This is a genomic window from Corynebacterium sp. MSK006 (assembly GCF_030232385.1).
Lineage (GTDB): Bacteria > Actinomycetota > Actinomycetes > Mycobacteriales > Mycobacteriaceae > Corynebacterium > Corynebacterium frankenforstense_A.
In genome coordinates this window covers 41,036-58,188 of sequence record NZ_JASPJZ010000011.1, presented here as the reverse complement: position 1 = coordinate 58,188, position 17,153 = coordinate 41,036, and the positions used below count along the sequence as shown (strand labels likewise).

The window sequence follows — 17,153 nt, the reverse complement described above, 5'->3', positions numbered from 1 at the left end:
CCGGGCCGTGCCCGCGCATGCGACGAGCCCCGCACCGTCTCCGGTGCGGGGCTCGTCTTCTTCGGGGTGGATGACGGGACTCGAACCCGCGACACCCAGGATCACAACCTGGTGCTCTACCAGCTGAACTACATCCACCATCGCCGCGAAATGCAGCGTGGACAACCATAGTCCAACGGTTCACATTTACAAAAACCGCTGGTAGGCCTCGGTGGCTTCCTGCTGTGCGGTGGCCGCCTCCTCCGAGGTCGGGCCCGGTTCGGCGACGAAGGCCACGCGGCGGTAGTAGTCCAGCTCGCGGATGGACTCGACGATGTCGGCCAGTGCGCGGTGGGCCATGCCCTTGTCGGGCTGGTGGTGGTAGACGCGCGGGTACCAGCGCCGCGCGAGCTCCTTGATCGAGGAGACGTCGACCATCCGGTAGTGCAGGGCGGCGTCCAGGCGCGGCATCTGCTCGCGGATGAAGGAGCGGTCGGTGGCGATGGAGTTGCCGGCCAGGGGAGCGGGGTGGTCGGGGTCGCAGTGCTTCGCGATCAGGTCGAGCACGGCCTGCTCCGCCTGCTCCATGGTCACCTCCGAGGCGCGGATCTCCTCGGTCAGGCCGTTGGTGGCGTGCATGTTCTGGACGAAGTCGTCCATCTCCGCCAGCTGCTCGTCGGTGGCGTGGACGACCAGGTCCACGCCCTCGCCGAGGATGTTGAGGTGGGCGTCGGTGACCAGCGCGGCGATCTCGACGATGGTGTGCCGGTGGGTGTCCAGGCCGGTCATCTCGAGGTCGATCCAGACCAGCCGGTCGTCCTTGGGGGCAACGGTGTGATTTTCGGTCGCTTGAGCGGACATGCCCCAACTGTAGAACAAGGCGACGGTGCGGTCGGCGCGACGTCGTCAAGCGGTGGTCCGGCAGTGGTCGAGCGGTGGTCACGCAGTGGTCCGGCAGCGGTCCAGCCCCATGGATGGGGTTGCACCCTGAAAGGGGGTACTACATGTTGTGTGTGACGTAAATCTGAGCGGCGAAAAGACGGATGCGGAGCCAGGGGTGGCGGTCGCCGATAGGCGCGACCTTTCACAGAAATGAAATGCTTCAAGATCATTCTTACGATGGAGTTCGCTGCTCAAGGTCACAACGACGTAATTACAGCGGTCAGAGCGAAAGGACGGTATCGGATCTCCATGACGAAGGCGACGGTCATCAAGCGGGACGGGCGACACGTGGCGTTCTTCCCCGCCAGGATCCTCAACGACCTGCGCTCCGCCGAGCGCGTCTACGGCGTGCGCCCCGCGCGCCCGGCCGGGGAGATCGTCGCCGAGGTCGCCGCCCGCGTCGAGGCCGCCGCCGCTGATGCTGCTGACGCAGACGCCGCCGGCGCCGACGCTTCCAGCGCCGACGCCGCCGTTACCACCGCCCGCATCCGCGAGTTCCTCGGAGAGGCCCTGGCGGACTCGCCGGAGGTCCGCGACGCGCTGCGCGAGCAGGGCGACCGCAAGGAGGCCCAACTGGCCACCGCCACGGACCTCACCTCCGCCATCGACCGGGTGGTCAGCAAGGACGCCAACGTCATGGCGGAGAACGGCAACAAGGACTCGCGCACCTTCACCACCCAGCGCGAGATCCTCGCCGGCGCCGTCACCCGCGCCGAGGGCCTGCGCATCTACCCGGAGGACATCCGGCGCGCCCACATCAAGGGCCTGATCCACCTGCACGACCTCGACCGCTCGCCCTTCGGTGCGCTGCCGAACTGCTCGCTGCCGGACTTCGGCTACCTGCTCTCCCACGGCTTCACGCTCGGCAACGCGCGCATCGAGCCGCCGCGCTCCATCGGCGTGGCCGCCACCCTGCTCGTCCAGCTGCTCGGCGCGATCTCCGGCGAGCAGTACGGCGGCATCTCCATCCACGAGATCGACCGCCTGCTCGAGCCCTACGCGGAGCTGACCCTGCAGAAGGACCGCGACCTCTACGCCGAGATCATCGAGGACGAAGACGAGGTCGAGCGCCTGGCGCGCAAGAAGGCGCGCAAGGACATCTACGACGCGATGCAGGCCTTCGAGTACCAGGTCAACACGCTGACCACCTCGGCGGCGCAGACCCCGTTCACCTCGGTCTCCTTCGGCATGGCCACCTCCTGGTGCGCCCGCGAGATCCAGAAGGCGATGCTCGCCGTGCGGGGGAAGGGCATGAGCGGGGAGACCGCGATCTTCCCGAAGCTGCTCTACTTCGTCGACGAGGGCGTCAACCACTCGCCGGGCGACCCGAACTACGACGTCAAGTGCGCCGCGATGCGCTGCTCGACCAAGCGCATCTACCCGGACCTGATCTCCGTGCCGCGCATCCGCGAGGAGAAGAACGGCCTGCTGGTCACCCCGATGGGCTGCCGCTCTTTCCTGCACTACTGGGAGGACGAGGACGGAAAGCCCCGCATCGTCGGGCGCAACAACCTCGGCGTGGTCTCGCTGAACCTGCCGCACCTGGCCATCCAGGCCGAGGGCGACCGCGACGTCTTCTTCGACTCCCTCGACGAGGCCGTGGACCTGGCCGTGCGCGCGCTGCGCCTGCGCGAGGAGATCGTGCTCGGCGCCGAGCTGGAGAACGCCCCGGTGATGTACACCCAGGGCGGGCTGGGCGATCCGACCGGGATCACCTCGGTGCGCGACTGGTACACGGGCCGCAACGAGAAGCGCTCGTCGATCTCGCTGGGCTACATCGGCATCCACAACGCGATGGTGGCGCTCACCGGCGAGGAGCACTGGCAGGAGGACACCGACCTGCGCGCGCTGGGCCTGCACATCATGGAGCACATCAACGCCCGCGTCGACGCCGTCCAGGACCTCTTCCACGCCAAGCTGACGGTCTACTCGACGCCCTCGGAGTCGCTGTGCGACCGCTTCGCCGCGATCGACCGCGACCGCTTCGGCGAGATCCCCGGGGTCAACGACCGCGAGTACTACGAGAACTCCTTTCATTTCCCGAGCTACCAGGACACCGACCCGGTCTCGAAGATCCACTTCGAGGCGCCCTACATGCACCTGACCCCGGGCGGGTTCATGTACTACGTCGAGGCGCCGAACCTGCAGTCCAACTCCGCGGCCTTCGAGGCGCTGTGGGACGAGGCCTTCGACAACGTCGGCTACTTCGGGGTCAACTCCCCGGTCGACTACTGCTTCCTGTGCGGTTTCGAGGGCGAGTTCCGCTGCGACGAGGAGGGCTACTACTGCCCGACCTGCGGCAACCGCGACGAGACCCAGGCCAGTGTGACCCGCCGGCTGTGCGGCTACCTGGGCTCGCCGATGAAGCGCCCCGTCGTCGCCGGCAAGCAGAACGAGATCAACTCCCGCGTCAAGCACATGTGAGTGAAGGAGGACCATGACCACCGGCGTGCGCACCACGATTGACGACGCCGCGCCTGCCGCCACCGGGCGCACCGACGCACCGTGCGCGGGTGCCGGGCGCGCCGGCGCAGCGGGCGCCGGCGCCGGGCTGGCCGGCTACTACGACGCGCCGCACACCTCCGCCGAGCGCCTCGAGCGCATCGCGCGGATGGACCGGCGCTCGCGCACCTGGGCCGACGCCCCGGTGCTCCGCGTCGCGGACTACAAGCCCTTCCAGGTCCTCGACGGCGAGGGGTTGCGCTGCTCGCTCTACGTCTCCTTCTGCGCGTTCAACTGCCTGGGCTGCTACAACAAGGCCGCCCAGAAGCGGAACTACGGCGTCGAGTACACCGCCGAGCTCGAGGAGCGCATCCTGCGGGATCTGGCGGGGCGCCACGTGGCGGGGCTGACCCTGTGCGGCGGGGAGCCGATGCTCAACGCGACGAACCTTTTGCCGCTGGTGCGGCGGGTGCGCGCGGAGCTGCCGGAGAAGACCGTGTGGTCCTACACCGGCTACCGGTGGGAGACCCTCGAGCTGATCGGCGGGGACCGCTGGGAGCTGGTCAAGAACCTCGACGTGCTCATCGAGGGCCAGTTCATCGCCGAGGAACGCGACGAGTCGAACCTCAAGCCCTTCTGCGGCAGCTCGAATCAGCGGCTGATCGACGTGCAGGCCTCGCTGGCCGCGGGCCGGGTCGTCGAGTACGAGGTCACCGCGCGCTTCTGAGTCGGGGCCGGTGCCGGGCCCTCGCGTGGTGCGCTGCGCCGCTCGCGCGCCGGGCCTGTGCGCCTAGCCGGCGAGGACGCTGAAGGTCCCGTCGGCGTGCTTGGCCACGGTGTCGCCGCCGCGGGCGATCGAGCCGTCGGGCAACTCGAGCTCGGTCAGGTCGAGGGTCTCGAACTCGGGGGCGACGAACTCGCCGCCGTCGAGCCAGGCCTGGAAGGCGCTGCGGGCGGTACCGGAGCCGCTGAAGATGTGCTGTTCCACGATGTCGGCGTCTCCTTCGTCCGCGCCGGTCTGGTCGTTGTCGGAGCTGCCCGTCTCCTTGCCGGAGGATGCGACGATGCCCCAGTTGAAGCCGGGGTCGACCGGGGCGGAGGAGAGGTCCGCGCTGGCGGAGAGCGGCGAGCCGCCCAGCAGCAGGGCGCTCAAAAACGTGGCGATCGAGGTGTCCATGGCGCCGAGGTTACGCGCCGGCGCGCGCCACGTGAACCGTTGCCAGGGGATTCCCCGGCACCTCCGCCGTCGCGCCCAGCAAGGCCCACCGCACCCAGCAAGGCCTCGTATAGCAAGGGCGCTTCTCGACCCAGCAAGGCGTGTCCCTGCTGTGCAGGAGCTTGCTGGGCCGACGCTCGGCGGGCGGCCCCGGCGCAGGACAACCCCCGCCCCGGTGACGGTGAGCACACTCGGTTGCCTTTTGCGTCGCGGCGTGGTCATGATGGAAGGCGTCATAGGATTGTGACCCCGGCACAGACTTCCGGGGGCAAGACCTGGCACGCAGATGACGTCTCGTCGTCTGCGGGCCAGGTCTTTTTTGTTGCCCGGACACCTCGGCGCCGGGCACGGAAACCGGGTGAACACCCGGGGAAAGGCAGAGACAATGGCAACGGCAACGGACTTCGCGCCCCTGGCCGGCGCGGTGGTCAAGGGCCTGGGCGGGCCGGACAACATCCGCTCGTTCACCCACTGCGCCACCCGGCTGCGTTTCAAGGTCAAGGACGCCTCCCTGGTCGACTCGGCCGCGGTCGAGGGCACCGAGGGCGTGCTCGCGCTCATGGCGGCCGGCGGCCAGCAGCAGGTCGTCATCGGCAACGACGTCCCCTTCGCCTACGCGGCGGTCCAGGACGTCGCCGGCATGCGTGCCAAGGGCACCAAGGACTCCGAGGACTCGGACGAGACCGACGCCGTCGACGACGACACCTCCGGCGAGAGCAAGAATCTCTTCAACCGCTTCATCGATCTGATCTCGGCGCTGTTCACCCCGATTGTGATGGTGCTGGCGGGCATCGCCATCGGCAAGGCCTTCCTCCAGATGGGCCTGCAGTTCGGCTGGCTCGCCGAGAACTCCGGCACCGCGGTCGTCTTCAACGCGACCTTCGACGGCGTCTTCTACTTCCTGCCGCTCTTCCTGGCGGTCACCGCGGCCAAGCGCTTCCGCATGAACACTTTCGTGGCGCTGGCCGTGGTCACCCCGTTGGTCCACCCGGGCATCGTCGAGCTGGCCGCCACCGAGGGCGCCACCGCCTTCGGGCTCAGCTTCCCGTCGATGAGCTACTCCTCGTCGGTCATCCCCGCCATCGTCGCGGTGTGGGTGGCCAGCTACGTCGAGCACTGGTTCAACAAGATCCTGCCGGGCGCCGTGCGCAGCTTCCTGACCCCGCTGCTCGTCGTGGTCGTCATGGTGCCGCTGACGCTGTTCACCATCGGCCCGGCGACCACCTGGATCTCCACCCAGATCGCCTCCGGTGTCACCTCTCTCTACAACGCCGTGCCCTGGCTGGCGGGCGCTATCCTGGGCGGCTTCTGGCAGGTCTTCGTCATGTTCGGCCTGCACTGGGGCTTTGTGCCGGTGTTCATCAACGACCTCGGCGTCAACGGCTACGAGCCGCTGCTCGCGCCCATCCTGGCCGCCGTCATGGCGCAGGCCGCCGCCACCGCGGCCGTCGCGATCTGGTCGCGCAGCGCCGCGCGCAAGAAGGTCGCCGGCCCGGCCGCCTTCTCCGGAATCGTCGCAGGTGTCACCGAGCCCGCCATCTACGGTGTGAACCTCCCGCTGAAGATGCCGTTCTACATGGGCATCGCCGGCGGCATCGTCGGCGGCCTGATCGCCGGCCTCTCCGACACCGCCGCGAACTCCTTCATCTTCCCGGCACTGCTGGCCCTGCCCGCCTACACCGAGGTCGGCAACTTCGTCCTGCTGCTCATCGGCACCGCCGTGGCCATGGTCATCGCCTTCGTCGGCACCGCGGTCACCCTGCGCCGCGCCGAGGCCGAGGTCGAGGTCCCCGCTGGTGCGCATCCCGAGATTGACGACGCCGCGCCCGCCCCCGTCGCCGCCGAAGGCGACGCCGGGCGTGCTACCCCGGTGTCTGTGCCGACGGCACAGGCCACGGACCACCCTGTGGTGGTCGCGCCGGTCAGCGGCACCGTGGTGCCCCTCGAGCAGGTCGACGACAAGGTCTTCGCCTCCGGATCCATGGGGGCGGGCACCGCGATCGAGCCGAGCGACGGGCGGATCGTCGCCCCGGTCTCCGGTGAGCTCATCGCCGTGCAGAAGTCCGGCCACGCCTACGGCCTGCGCAGCGACGACGGCGTCGAGGTGCTCGTGCACGTCGGCATCGACACGGTCATGATGAAGGGCGAGGGCTTCACCGTGGACGTCACCCGCGGCCAGCACGTCGCCGCCGGCGAGCAGCTGGGCACCGTCGACCTCGCCGAGGTCGCGGCCAACAACCACCCGGCCACCACGATCGTTGTGGTCACCAACTCCCGGAAGCTCGGCGCGGTGATCCCCACCGCCACGGGTGAAGTGGCCGCCGGCGCCGCTGTGCTGGACGTCGAGAAGTAACACACAACCCAACCACACGAGAGGAAAGAGACCATGAGCAACTTCCCCGAGGGCTTCCTGTGGGGCGGCGCGACCGCCGCCAACCAGATCGAGGGCGCGTACGACGAGGGCGGCAAGGGCCTGTCCATCCAGGACGTCATGCCGCACGGCGGCACCGCGCCGTCTACCGAGGGGCCGACCGAGGACAACCTGAAGCTTGAGGCCATCGACTTCTACCACCGCTACGCCGAGGACATCGCCCTGTTCGCGGAGATGGGCTTCAGCGTCTTCCGCTTTTCCATCGCCTGGTCGCGCATCTTCCCGCGCGGTGACGAGGAGGAGCCCAACGAGGAGGGCCTGAAGTTCTACGACCGCGTCATCGACGAGTGCGAGAAGCACGGCATCGAGCCGCTGATCACGCTCAGCCACTACGAGACCCCGCTCGCGCTCGCCCGGGAGTACGGCGGCTGGCGCAACCGCAAGCTCGTCGACTTCTTCGCCCGCTACGCGCACACCGTGCTCGAGCGCTACGGGGCCCGGGTGAAGTACTGGCTGACCTTCAACGAGATCAACGCCATCCTGCACCTGCCGTTCATGGCCGGCGGCATCGAGCTTGATCGCGAGAACCTGGCCGACCAGGAGCTCTACCAGGCCATCCACCACGAGCTGGTCGCCTCCGCGCTGGCCACCACGATCGCCCACGAGGTCAACCCGGAGATCAAGGTCGGCTGCATGGCCATCGCCGTGCCGCGCTACCCGCTGACCCCGGACCCGCGCGACGTGCGCCAGGCGCAGTGGGAGTCCCAGCAGGACATGCTCTTCGCCGACGTGCACTGCCGCGGCGAGTACCCGGCCTCGGCGAAGCGCTACTTCCGCGAGAACGGCATCGAGATCGAGTTCGCCGAGGGCGACGCCGAGCTGCTCAAGGAGCACACCGTCGACTTCGTCTCCTTCTCCTATTACATGTCCGCCTGCTCGACCGCCGACCCGGACAAGCAGGTCCGCGGCGAGGGCAACATCATGGGCGGCGTGCCCAACCCGACGCTTCAGGCCTCCGAGTGGGGCTGGCAGATCGACCCGGTGGGCCTGCGCGTGGTCATGAACGACTTCTGGGACCGCTGGAACAAGCCGCTCTTCGTCGTCGAGAACGGTCTGGGTGCGCGCGACGTGCTCATCGACGGGCCCGACGGCCCGACCGTCGAGGACGACTACCGCATCGAGTACATGAACGATCACCTCGTGCAGGTCGGCGAGGCCATCGCCGACGGCGTGGAGTGCTGGGGCTACACCTCCTGGGGCTGCATCGACCTGGTCAGCGCGTCCAAGGCGGAGCTGTCCAAGCGCTACGGCTTCATCTACGTCGACCGCAACGACGACGGCACCGGCACACTCGACCGCTACAGGAAGAAGTCCTTCGACTGGTACGCCGAGGTCATCCGCACCAACGGCGACAGCCTGAAGGCCTGACCGGCGGTACGGCCTCCCGGCACGGCGGCCAGCGGGCCGGCCGCCGGGAGGTCGCCGCGTACCGCGTGCCGGACGCGCGGCACAACGGCGATGACAGAGACGACGACCAAGACGATGACGAGGATGAAGGGAGGCCGGCGGTGAAGGTACTGCGCGTGCTCAACAACAACGTGGTGCTCGCCGCGCGTGCCGACGGCGGCCCGGTGGTGCTCACCGGCAAGGGGCTGGGCTTCAACACCCGCCCCGGAGACGAGGTCGACCCGCGGGCCGTGCGCCGCACCTTCGTCCCCGACGAGGGCCGCGACGCCGACAACGTCGCGCGCATGGTCGCCGACGTGCCCGCCGACTTCGTCGACCTGGCCGCCGACCTGCTCGCCGGGCACGACGTGCCCGCCTCGACCGTCATCGCGCTGGCCGACCACCTCAACGTCGCCGTGCGTCGCAACGCCGCCGACCCCTCGGCGGCCGCGCAGCCGAACCCCTTGGCCGCGGAGGTCTCCCACCTCTACCCGCAGGAGCTGGCCACCGCCCGCGAACTGCTGGCCCGGGCCAACGGGTGGATCACGCAGCGCGGCGAGCGCCCGTTGCCGGCGGCCGAGGAGACCGCGATCGCCCTGCACCTGGTCGGCACCGAATTCCAGGGCGGAAACCTCGCGGCGACCTACCAGATGACGGGCGTGTTCTCCCAGCTCTTCGACGTCATCGACGCCGCCTACGGCACCCGCATCGACCGCGACGGGCTGAGTGCGGCCCGCTTCATCACCCACATGCGCTACTTCTTCGTGCGCGTGGACAAGGGCGAGCAGCTCGACGAGGGCATGGGCGTGCTCGGCGACTCACTGGCCGAGACCCACCTGAAGGCGATCAGCTGCGCCGACCGCCTCGCCGCGGTGCTCGAGCTGCGCCTGAACACGCAACTGACCGCGGACGAGCGCGCCTACCTGGCACTGCACGTCGTGCGCCTGACCGCGAAGTAGCGGCAGGCGCGGCGTCGTAAATCTCAGCCCATCTTGGCGTAGAACCAGCCCATCACCGGCGAGAGCAGCCCGCTCGGCGCGTAGGCCGAGATGGCGTTCATCGCCTTCGACAGGGGGCCGGGCACCACGCGGCGACGGTTCTTGGCCAGCGCCTCGAGGGTCTCGTCGGCGCAGGACTCGTAGGTCGTCCACAAAAAGTCGGGCACGACCTTGTCCACGATGGACTGCTCGGACTCGGGGATCTCCGCCTCGCGCACCGGGCCCGGGGCCAGCAGTGTGCAGTGCACGCCGGTGCCCTTGAGCTCGTAGTGCAGCGCCTCGGTGAAGGCGTTGACGCCGGCCTTGGTGAACACGTAGGTCGCGTTGTTGGGGATCGGCACGTTGCCGGCCGCCGAGCCGACGTTGCAGATGGCGCCCTCGCCGCGGGCGACCATGCCCGGCAGCGCGGCGCGGGTGAGGCGGAAGACGGCGGTGGCGTTCAGGTTGAACTGGTTGGTCTCGTAGTCCCAGTCCTGGTCGAGGAAGGGCCCGAAGCTGGCGATGCCGGCCGAGTTGACCAGGATGTTGATCTCCCGGTTCTCGATCTCCTCGACAAGTTTCGTGACCTCCTCGGCCTTGGCGAGGTCGGCCGGGCGGACCTCGACGGTGACCCCGTGGGCCTCCTCGAGCTCCGCGGCGATCTTCTCGAGGACCTCGCGGCGGCGGGCGACGAGGATGAGGTTGTGGCCGTAGCGGGCCAGCTTGCGGGCGATCGCCTCGCCGATGCCCTGACTGGCACCGGTGACCAGCGCGGCGGCGGAGGTCGAGGGGTAGGGCAGGGTCATCGGGCACCGTTCCTTCATCGGGGATCGTGTCGAAATCGTGACACGGCGTGCGTGTTCAACGATGCTACCCGCGCGCGGCGCGGGGCTACACTGGCTGCCGCCAATAGCCCTCGACCCACAGAAAGCGGTATCCACCGATGACGAAGTCCGTGCGCACCCGTGTGCTCGCCGCGCTGCTGCCGGCTGCCCTGGCCACCGCCGTGCTTTCCGACGCCCCCGCGGGCGCCGACGAGCGCGCCGCGCTCGCCGCCCCCGGCGCCCCCATGCGCAGCGACGTGCAGCTGACCGACATACCCCTGCCGGAGTACCTGAACCGCCAGGTCTGTAGCCAGGGCGTCATCGGCACGGTGGTGCTGCCGGACGGCACGCAGCAGCGCGTGCTGGTCACCGCGGGGCACTGCCTGGCGCCGATGGAGGGCCAGCCGGAGTTCGGCGACCGGGTCTTCGCGCCGACGCGCAGCGGTGGCGACACCGTCATCGGCTACCGCGACCAGGCCCACGCCCCGGCGACCAACGAGGCGAACCTCGCGCAGGCCGAGGGGGACCTCGCCGAGACGCTGCGCCTGTCCGTCGACTCGCCCGACTGGGGCACCGCGGTGCTCAACGAGGGCGTGGTCGACAGCCGCATGGCCGACTCCGTGGACAAGGCGGGCACCGCGCACGGCACGCCGGTGCGCCTGACCGCGATCCGCGACTACCCGGACCTGGCCCCGGGCCAGTACGACTTCTCCGTGGCCGGCCAGCCGATCTGCAAGGACGGCACCACCACCGGCCGCAGCTGCGGCACCCTGCTGGTGCGCTCCCAGAACGGGCTGTGGGCCTGGGACCTGGGTTACGTGCAGGGCGACTCCGGCGGCGTGAACTTCGACCCGAACACCGGCGAGGTGCTCGGCGTGAGCTCCATGGTCTTCGGGCCGATCACCCGCGCCCAGCCGGCGGACGTGGCCGTCGAGCAGGCCTACGGCATCCCCGACGGCCAGGTCAACGAGCGCTTCTCGCTGACCGACTCGGAGGCCAAGCACTCCGACGACCTGCGCACCTTCGGCGAGGACGAGGCCGTCGCGCTCGACTGGGCCCAGGAGAACGGGGCCATGCCGGACTTCGTCGCCGAGCACCAGCGCAACGTCGCGGCCGCCGAGGCCGACGCCGCGGAGTACTCGCAGCGCATCGGGGCCGACGCCCAGGGTGCCGTCGACGCGCTGGGCGCGGGCCAGGACCCGGCGAGCGCCTTCGCCCCGCTGGGCCAGACCCTCGACGAGGCCGGGCAGTCGGCCTCCCACCACGCCGAGGTGCTGCCGGAGAGCGCCGTGCTCTCCATACTCTCCCAGTAGGGGAGAGGCAGGGGCCGGCCGATCCGGATCGGCCGATCGAGGCCGGCAGATCCGGGTCGGCCGCAGCGGGTCTGACCGGGGACGGTCAGACCCGCTGCTCGCGGGCCCAGTCGCCGATGACCCCGGGCACCGTCGGGGTCGGCTCGCCGAGGAGCTTGCGCCGGTTCTCGTCGAGCTCGACGGCGGTGGTGACCGCCTTGACCGACCTGGAGCTCCCGCCGGACTGACCGGCGCCGTTCGCCCCCATCATCGGCGCGACCGGCATCCCGCCGCGCATGCCGGTACCGGCCTGGCCGCCGCCCGTGCCCGCACCGGCGGCCGGGACGCCGGCGCCGGAGACACCGGGTGTTCCCGCCCCGGGCGCGCCGGGCATCACACCGCCGAAGCCAGCGCGCCCGCCGGGGGAGTGGGCCCCGGCAAGGCCCGCCGAGCCGCCGGCCGAACCACCGAAGGCCCCTGCCCCGCCGGCGCGGACCGCGCCGAGAGCCGGGGCTCCCTCGCCACCTGGCAGCCCGCCGCCGATGCCGCGCGGCATGTTCGCGGAACCACCCGGGCGCGGCGAGGTCGGGGTGGTCGTCCGCGCGGCCCCGGAGTTGCCGGGAGCCCCGAATGCCCCTGGGGCGAGCATCCCCGACTGGGAGGCGGCACCGGATGCCGGGGACACCGGGCCGAGAGCCCCCGCGCGACCGGCGCCGCCACCTGCTCCGACGCCGCCGTTGATTCCGTTGGCCCCACCCAGGGCCCCGCCCCTGCTGAGTACCGGGGCGGCGCTGGCACCGGACGTCCCGCCGAGGCCGGGGATCGGACCGTTGGCGCCGCCCAGGGTCGGGGCGGCAGCGGCGGGGGAGCCGAGCGGGTGGCTCGCCGGGGTCGTCAGCGCCGGCGGCCCGGCCATGCCGGAAGGCCCGGCGTAGTGGCTGGCCTGAGGGGCGCCCCCGCCGAGGACGGTGGCAGCCTGGGTGACCAGGTGGTTGCCCGCGCCACGCCAGGCGCCGGCGGCCTCATCGATGGGGGCGTTCGTCGTCGCGTACTGCGGGTTGTCGCTGACCTGGCCCCCGCCCTGGGCGGTGGCGGGGTCCATGAGCATGCTCACCGCCGGGATGGCCGGGGCCAGCGACGCCTGGAACTTCGGGACGAAGGTGGTCAGGAAGGCCTGCTCGGCGGCGATGCGCTCGGCCGGCGGCATAGCCGTGACCGCCGCCCGGGCCGCCTGGACCTCGGCGTTACCGGCGGCGTGGGCGGCGTGCAGGGCCTGGGTGTGCTGGGCCATGACCGTCGCGTTGGCGGAGAAGTGCCCGGCGCGGGCGGCCATCTCGGTGATGCGGCCGGCGGCGCTGTCGAAGACCGCGCCGGTGTTGGCCCCGGTGACGTCGGCGGCGACGCCGTTGAGCTCGTCGGCGACCGCCGCCAGCGCGCGTGCCATGGTGTTCCAGGAGTCGGTCGCCTGGACGGTCAGGTGCGTGCCGGTGGCGGCGAACTCCCCGGCGAGCTGGTCGAGGCTCAGCGTCGGGGCGACGACCGGGTGGGCGGGGTTGAGCGCGCCGTAGTTGGCTGCGGGCTCGTTCGGGAGCTGCGTCGGGCTCAGCGGCTCTTGGCCGGCCTCATAGAAGTTGTTGAGCAGGCCCATGGAGTTGGCGAGGTCGCGGTTGGTGAGGATGGTGTCGGTCCAGGCGAGGGCCTCCTGTGCCCAGTTGAGTTGCTCGGCGAATTGGTTCAGGACGGTGGCGGCGGATCCCGCGCCGCCGTAGAAGGCTGTGCCGTGGGCGGCACCGAGCTGGTCAAGCCCGGAGACCGCGGAATATGCGCCGCTGATGGTGGCTGCTTCCGCGGCGTAAATCGCTTTTGTCGCGTTGCTCAGAATGTCGGTGATCTGACCGATGCTCTTTTGAAGTGCTGCGTGGTCGAGGTGCAGTGTCATCAGTTCCCCCCGATGATCTTGGTGATGAGTTCCTGTTTCTCACGGGCCTGGGCGCACGTGACCGACGGATCGGTGTGCCTCGAATTCGGCCAGGCAGTGACGGTCCAGCGGCCCCGGTCGGTCATTACCCCACTGGCGCAGCCGCTGCTGACATCTTCAGTGCTGATGAGATGGACGTCGAAGCCGCCGTCGTGGGTGTCCTCGAGGACCACATGCCCACGTTCCGTCATCATCTCGGGCGTTGACCGCGAGCTGGTGATGAAGAAGTCGCGCGCGGCGGCAGGGTCTTTGTCCTCGTTGATCGGATCAGCCGAACAGCTCGCGACGTAGCCGGCGAGCCTGTCCATGTCGGGCTCGATCTTGAGCTCAATGCCTGCCTGCCGGTAGATCTCCGGGGAGATCTCCGTGCAGGGATTGAACTGCTCGTCCGGGTGCGTGGCCATGTCGATCTGCCCGGGCTCGAAAGGCAGCTTCGATGAGGGGACGCCGAACAACGTCGGCCCGTCGTGCGCGCTGTCGGCGGTTTCCGTCCCGGCGCTGCCCGCACCACCGCTGCCCTTGATCGCGGCGGCGGTGTCGAGCACCGGGCCCGCGGAACCCGCGCAGCCCACGGTGAGCAGACCCGCGACGGTGACTGTCGCGAGCGTCGTCAATCGTCGGGTCGGTGGTGGTCGCATCGGCATTGCCCCCTCGCTGTCGAAGCCTCTCAACCGGTCGTGATGCGGGGATCTCTCTTCCCCTCGTCCCCCTTAGACCGGTCCGGGGCGCCTCCGGTTCCCTTTCCGGGGCGACCCGTGGGGGCCATTGTGCGCGACGCGAAATCATCCCGCATCTCGGGCGGGGAAACTCCCCGCTCCGGGGCCGGCGGCCTGGGCCGGCGGCCGGGCCCACTCGCCCAGCAGGGGCAGTCCGTCCGGACGCCGGCCGAGATGCGGCCCTGCCGCGACAGGGGCATCAGCGAAGCGCGCGAAAAAGTGTGGGCAAAATGTGGGCACGACGTCGGCACGGCGCACCCCAGGCATGCAAAAAGCGCCGGCCGCGCACTCAAAAAGGTGTGTTGACCAGTGCTTTCAGTGGTGCCCCCAGCAGGACTCGAACCCGCGACCAGCCGGGTAGAAACCGGATGCTCTAATCCACTGAGCTATGGGGGCGCGGCGGGGACGGTGAGTCGGACGCAGCGCGTCGCAGCGCGGCGTCGGCAAGCGTCCCCACGTGCAGTGACTCTAGCGCACGGCCCCCTGCGCCCCAAGAGGTGGCCGGGCGGCGGGGAAGTAGGGTGGTGGCTATGTCTGACACGCTCGTTCGGGACGGTGAGGCCCCGGCCGGCCCGGCCTGGCGCCCCTCCGTCCGGTCGACCTGGCCGCTCTACCTCGCCTTCATCGTCTTCGCCGGCGTGGTCGGCGCGGCGATCTCCTGGGGGCTGCTCGCCGACTCCCTGGCGGCACTCGGCATCCCGGACCCCGGCCGGCTGACCACCGTCGGCCTGCCCTTCCTGCGCGCGGCCTCCTGGATCGTCTCCGCGCTCGCCGTCGGCTCGTACCTGGCCGCCGCCTTCCTGATCAACCCGGACGTGCCGGAGAACGACAACTCCCGCATTCTCGAGGCCCGCCTGACCGTCGACGGGCACATCGCCGCGCGCACCGGCGCGCTCTCCTCGCTGGCGCTGGGTGTGATCTCCCTGGTCATGGTGCCGCTGACGCTCTCCGACGTCTCCGGCACCCCGTTTTCCCAGGTCCTCCAGCCGGCCGCCTGGGCCACCGCGCTCGAGCAGGTCTCCGCCGCGCAGGCCTGGGCGTGGACCGCGGGGCTGGCCTTCCTCGTTGGTGTGCCCGCCCTCTTCGCCCGCCGCTGGTCCAGCCAGCCGCTCGCCCTGGTCTTCGCGGTGCTCGCCGTGGTGCCCAACGGGCTCGACGGCCACTCCGCGGCCGGCGGCAACCACGACTACGGCACCAACTCGTATCTGTGGCACCTGATCTTCCTGGTGCTCTGGATCGGCGGCCTGATGGCGCTGATCGCCCACTGCCGCCGCCTCGGCCCGGACACGGAGACCGCCGTGGCGCGCTACTCGAAGCTCGCGCTGTTCTCGATCATCGTCATGACCGTCTCGGGTATGGTCAACGCCGCGGTGCGCATCGACTTCTCCGACTGGCTGACCACCACCTACGGCCTGATCATCACCGCCAAGGCCGTCGGCGTGGTCGTACTCGCCTTCCTCGGCTTCGTCCACCGCCAGGTCACCATGCCCAAGCTCGCCGGACCTGACCCGGACCAGCGCGCCTTCCGCCGTGTGGCCGTCGTCGAGGTGGCCGTCATGGCCGCCGTGACCGGCGTGGCCATCTCCATGGGCCGCACCCCGCCGCCGCCCCCGCGCGACCCGAACCTCTCGCCGATGGCCGTCAAGATCGGCTTCGACCTGCACGAGGCGCCCACCTTCTGGAACGTGTGGACGATGTGGCGCTTCGACATGCTCTTCGGCACCATCGGCCTGGTGCTCGCCGCCGCCTACATCTACGGCGTGGTGCGCGTGCACCGCCGCGGCGGTGACTGGCCCGCCGTGCGCACCTTCTGGTTCCTGCTCGGCTGCCTCTCCCTGACCGTGATGATGAGCTCGGGCATGGGCATGAACATGATGGCGCTGTTCTCCGTGCACATGATCGTGCACATGGGCCTGGCTATGGTCGTGCCGGTCTTCCTGGTCCTCGGCGCGCCGTTCACCCTGGTCATGCAGGCTGCCGAGCCGGGCGCGCCGGGCCGGCCCGGACCGCGCGAATGGGCCTTCGCCCTGTGCCACAGCCGCACGCTGGGCTGGATCACCAACCCGGCGGTCAACACGCTGCAGTTCCTCTTCTTCTTCTACATCATCTACATCACCCCGCTCTTCGACGTGATGGTCGCCGAGCACGGCGGGCACGTGATCATGAACGTGCTCTTTTTGACCTCCGGCTTCCTCTACTTCTGGGAGATGATCGGCTCGGACCCGATCCCGAAGCGCGGCAGCGTGCTGCTGCGCCTGGGCTGGCTGATGCTCTCGATGCCGGTGCACCTCTACTTCGGCGTCTACCTCATGCAGCTCAACGAGGTGCTCGCCGAGGACTTCTACGCCGGCCTGCTGCTGCCCTGGGCGCCGGACCTGCTCGCCGACCAGAAGGTCGGCGGCGGCATCGCCTGGGCCTCGGGCTCCTTCCCGCTGGTCGTCGTCTTCGGCGCGCTGTTCTACCAGTGGCTGCGCGACGACAAGGCCGAGGAGAAGGCCTACGAGGCGCGCGCCGAGGCCACCGACGACGCCGAGCACTCCGCCTACAACCAGTGGCTGGCCAGCCTCAACGACGACACCGAGCCTGCGACAGAGATTGACGACGCCCCGTCCGCCCCCGCCGGCGGTACCCTTTCCGGAGCTGCGTCGGCGCCTGCGCCGCAGGCGCAGGACGGCGCAACCACGGACACGGCGGTGACGGAGACCGCGACGGCGGGCGACGGGACGTCGGCAAGCGAGGCCGACGACGCGGAGGCCGAGGACGCCCGCCCGCGCCGCCGCGACGCGCGCCCCGAGCACCCGGGCGTGCCCTGGCCGATGTCGGACTCCGCCTACTACACCGAGGAGTTCGGCGAGGCCCGCGAGCGCGGGGAGCGCAAGCGCAAGAGGCGCGGCGGGCGCAAGCGGCGCTGAGGCCGGCCTGTGGATGACGTCGGGTTGTCCACAGGCGCGCGCCGGGGCGCTGCGGGCG

General features: G+C 70.2%; 12 protein-coding genes and 2 tRNA genes. 7 read left to right on the top strand and 7 right to left on the bottom strand.

The window, feature by feature from the left end; genetic code table 11:
- Positions 1-65: 65 nt before the first annotated feature.
- A tRNA-His gene (locus QQA02_RS07720) sits at positions 66-138 on the bottom strand.
- 48 nt (positions 139-186) lie between these two features.
- Positions 187-840 (bottom strand): oligoribonuclease, encoded by a 654-nt coding sequence (gene orn, locus QQA02_RS07715; protein WP_284863968.1) that lies wholly within the window; start codon positions 838-840, stop codon positions 187-189.
- Positions 841-1,170: 330 nt separating this feature from the next.
- On the opposite strand from orn, the gene nrdD reads away from it, so the two are divergent.
- Together nrdD and nrdG are read left to right on the top strand one after the other, a co-directional pair.
- Positions 1,171-3,345: an anaerobic ribonucleoside-triphosphate reductase gene (nrdD, locus tag QQA02_RS07710; RefSeq protein ID WP_284863966.1), complete on the top strand. Its 2,175-nt coding sequence runs from the start codon at positions 1,171-1,173 to the stop codon at positions 3,343-3,345.
- A gap of 13 nt (positions 3,346-3,358) precedes the next feature.
- Complete coding sequence (gene nrdG / locus QQA02_RS07705; RefSeq protein ID WP_284863964.1) at positions 3,359-4,090, top strand: anaerobic ribonucleoside-triphosphate reductase activating protein; 732 nt, start codon at positions 3,359-3,361, stop codon at positions 4,088-4,090.
- A gap of 63 nt (positions 4,091-4,153) precedes the next feature.
- Here nrdG and QQA02_RS07700 read toward each other — a convergent pair whose 3' ends face one another.
- A complete protein-coding gene (locus QQA02_RS07700; protein ID WP_284775657.1) occupies positions 4,154-4,540 on the bottom strand; it encodes a hypothetical protein in 387 nt (128 codons plus the stop codon).
- 424 nt (positions 4,541-4,964) lie between these two features.
- Here QQA02_RS07700 and QQA02_RS07695 point away from each other — a divergent pair, with 424 nt between their 5' ends.
- From QQA02_RS07695 to QQA02_RS07685, 3 genes are all read left to right on the top strand, one after another.
- A complete protein-coding gene (locus QQA02_RS07695) occupies positions 4,965-6,932 on the top strand; it encodes a beta-glucoside-specific PTS transporter subunit IIABC (protein WP_284863961.1) in 1,968 nt (655 codons plus the stop codon).
- 33 nt (positions 6,933-6,965) lie between these two features.
- On the top strand, positions 6,966-8,378 hold the full coding sequence (ascB, locus tag QQA02_RS07690) for a 6-phospho-beta-glucosidase (protein ID WP_284863959.1): 1,413 nt from the start codon (positions 6,966-6,968) through the stop codon (positions 8,376-8,378).
- Positions 8,379-8,518: 140 nt separating this feature from the next.
- On the top strand, positions 8,519-9,355 hold the full coding sequence (locus QQA02_RS07685; protein ID WP_284863957.1) for a CAT RNA binding domain-containing protein: 837 nt from the start codon (positions 8,519-8,521) through the stop codon (positions 9,353-9,355).
- A 23-nt stretch (positions 9,356-9,378) separates the two neighbouring features.
- Here QQA02_RS07685 and cmrA read toward each other — a convergent pair whose 3' ends face one another.
- Entirely contained in the window at positions 9,379-10,179 is an 801-nt protein-coding gene (gene cmrA / locus QQA02_RS07680; RefSeq protein ID WP_284775651.1) for a mycolate reductase, read from the bottom strand.
- A gap of 137 nt (positions 10,180-10,316) precedes the next feature.
- Between cmrA and QQA02_RS07675 the strand changes: the two genes are divergently transcribed.
- Positions 10,317-11,510, top strand: a complete 1,194-nt coding sequence (locus tag QQA02_RS07675; RefSeq protein ID WP_284863956.1) for a chymotrypsin family serine protease — start codon at positions 10,317-10,319, stop codon at positions 11,508-11,510.
- A gap of 85 nt (positions 11,511-11,595) precedes the next feature.
- Here the strand turns inward: QQA02_RS07675 and QQA02_RS07670 are convergent, their stop codons facing one another.
- The 3 genes from QQA02_RS07670 to QQA02_RS07660 all read right to left on the bottom strand — a co-directional run bounded on the left by QQA02_RS07670 (position 11,596) and on the right by QQA02_RS07660 (position 14,579).
- Complete coding sequence (locus tag QQA02_RS07670; protein WP_284863954.1) at positions 11,596-13,428, bottom strand: hypothetical protein; 1,833 nt, start codon at positions 13,426-13,428, stop codon at positions 11,596-11,598.
- Entirely contained in the window at positions 13,428-14,081 is a 654-nt protein-coding gene (locus QQA02_RS07665; RefSeq protein WP_284863952.1) for a DUF3558 domain-containing protein, read from the bottom strand. The genes QQA02_RS07670 and QQA02_RS07665 overlap by 1 nt, the downstream gene beginning before the upstream one ends.
- 421 nt (positions 14,082-14,502) lie before the next feature.
- A tRNA-Arg gene (locus QQA02_RS07660) sits at positions 14,503-14,579 on the bottom strand.
- A 134-nt stretch (positions 14,580-14,713) separates the two neighbouring features.
- On the opposite strand from QQA02_RS07660, the gene QQA02_RS07655 reads away from it, so the two are divergent.
- Entirely contained in the window at positions 14,714-17,095 is a 2,382-nt protein-coding gene (locus QQA02_RS07655) for a bifunctional copper resistance protein CopD/cytochrome c oxidase assembly protein (protein ID WP_284863950.1), read from the top strand.
- Positions 17,096-17,153 lie beyond the last annotated feature (58 nt).

Bases quoted from the DNA above. Each gene is read 5' to 3' on its own strand.
- QQA02_RS07675 (WP_284863956.1), top strand. From the start codon at position 10,317: ATGACGAAGTCCGTGCGCACCCGTGTGCTCGCCGCGCTGCTGCCGGCT.
- cmrA (WP_284775651.1), bottom strand. From the start codon at position 10,179: ATGACCCTGCCCTACCCCTCGACCTCCGCCGCCGCGCTGGTCACCGGT.
- nrdD (WP_284863966.1), top strand. From the start codon at position 1,171: ATGACGAAGGCGACGGTCATCAAGCGGGACGGGCGACACGTGGCGTTC.
- QQA02_RS07670 (WP_284863954.1), bottom strand. From the start codon at position 13,428: ATGACACTGCACCTCGACCACGCAGCACTTCAAAAGAGCATCGGTCAG.
- nrdG (WP_284863964.1), top strand. From the start codon at position 3,359: ATGACCACCGGCGTGCGCACCACGATTGACGACGCCGCGCCTGCCGCC.
- QQA02_RS07700 (WP_284775657.1), bottom strand. From the start codon at position 4,540: ATGGACACCTCGATCGCCACGTTTTTGAGCGCCCTGCTGCTGGGCGGC.
- orn (WP_284863968.1), bottom strand. From the start codon at position 840: ATGTCCGCTCAAGCGACCGAAAATCACACCGTTGCCCCCAAGGACGAC.
- QQA02_RS07655 (WP_284863950.1), top strand. From the start codon at position 14,714: ATGTCTGACACGCTCGTTCGGGACGGTGAGGCCCCGGCCGGCCCGGCC.
- QQA02_RS07695 (WP_284863961.1), top strand. From the start codon at position 4,965: ATGGCAACGGCAACGGACTTCGCGCCCCTGGCCGGCGCGGTGGTCAAG.
- ascB (WP_284863959.1), top strand. From the start codon at position 6,966: ATGAGCAACTTCCCCGAGGGCTTCCTGTGGGGCGGCGCGACCGCCGCC.